This is a genomic window from Photorhabdus cinerea (assembly GCF_011189575.1).
Classification (GTDB): Bacteria; Pseudomonadota; Gammaproteobacteria; order Enterobacterales; family Enterobacteriaceae; genus Photorhabdus; species Photorhabdus cinerea.
Window position 1 is genome coordinate 1 of the sequence record NZ_PUJW01000115.1, and the last position, 990, is coordinate 990.

Below are 990 nucleotides of genomic sequence, written 5' to 3' on the forward strand. Positions count from 1 at the left end.
TATCAATAATACGGGGCTGGTAAAGCATCCAGCCAACACTGAGGCGATCAGGGAAAACCTGTTTGCCTTTTAAGGTATAGCCGTTGGTCTCAACTTGGATATAAGGAAAGTCACGGCTAGTCGCTAAGTATTTAACTAAATCAATTAATCGGGATACATTCAGTTGGTTACTGTCAATTTTTAAATTGAATTCTAGCCAAACCCAGTTGATGCCTCTTGTAGACAGTTTATTATAACTAATACCATTAGCTATCTCATCCCGCTCTCCATCCCACATATCTTCAATAAGTGAAGGAAAATCTTTTTTATAAGATTTTTCAAAATAGCTCACTGTCTTTTCTGTTGGCCCTTGTTTATCAAACACAATATGTTTTAGGGCCTCTTTTCGTGAATAGCCAGTTAAATACCATGTCTTTTCCTGCCTGAAAAAGATATCGATCTGCCGTGTAATATGAAATAAATCCATTAACGCTGTATTTACGGTAATGGTTTTCTGTTGTTCATAATACACATTGATTTTTATACGAATTATTGTCATTTAAACCTCGAATTAGATTATAGTCATTAAATCGGCACAGGGAGTATAATGGACACTGATATTTTTAAATTGACTAAATATTCCCTTAAAATAGGCATAACTGATTGGTTGTAAAAAATGCCATTCCACATGCGGGGTACCCTCTAGTGTGTCACAAACAGTTTGATGCCTTTCCGCCTGTTTTTTACCCGACTTACTCCCTTTCCACCAAATTTTTGGTTCACCTTCAATATCAAAAAACTGGTCATACCGCGCCTTAGCTTCCAGAAATAAGCAATACGCGGGTCGCCAGCCATAAAAGGTCACTTTCAGACACTGAAATTCTTGGATCATCTGTATAGTGGGATCATATTTCGTTTGGGCAATAAATCGCTGATAATTAATCGTGATGGCGCTCCAGCGGCTCACCTTGCGATATTTTTCACTCGTCACCGGAATAGCCAGGCAAGCCT

The 990-nt window shown here is 38.3% G+C and carries 2 protein-coding genes; both read right to left on the bottom strand.

Going from position 1 to position 990, the window contains the following annotated elements; all coding sequences use genetic code 11:
• Positions 1–538: immunity 52 family protein (locus C5469_RS22845; RefSeq protein WP_166310988.1), on the bottom strand; the 538-nt coding region annotated here is incomplete at its 3' end.
• Between the two features lie 12 nt (positions 539–550).
• Positions 551–990: Tox-REase-5 domain-containing protein (locus tag C5469_RS22850; RefSeq protein WP_242689578.1), on the bottom strand; the 440-nt coding region annotated here is incomplete at its 5' end.